The 262-nt window shown below is 37.0% G+C and carries 1 protein-coding gene; it reads right to left on the minus strand.

Annotated features, from left to right (window positions below; translation table 11 throughout):
* On the minus strand, positions 1–262 hold a 262-nt coding region (locus HH682_RS15530; protein WP_214238373.1), incomplete at both ends, for a hypothetical protein.

Raw genomic sequence — 262 nt, forward strand, 5'->3', positions numbered from 1 at the left:
CCTCTACCTTTGTGAACTTCTACAATGACGGTATCTCCATCTAAGGCTCTATTGATTTTTGTTGGCGGGATGAAGATGTCATCTACACCCTCTTCTTCTGGTCTTAAGAACGCAAATCCTTTTTTATTCTGACTTAACGTTCCTCTTACTAATTTCGAATTTGACTTACTAGATTGCTTTCGTTGATATCTATCTGTCTTCGTACGTTCAATCAAACCAGTTTGTTCTAGTTCAACAAGCACCTTTATTAAATCTCTGAATG

Origin of the sequence: Rosenbergiella gaditana (genome assembly GCF_018494065.1) — a bacterium.
Lineage (GTDB): Bacteria > Pseudomonadota > Gammaproteobacteria > Enterobacterales > Enterobacteriaceae > Rosenbergiella > Rosenbergiella gaditana.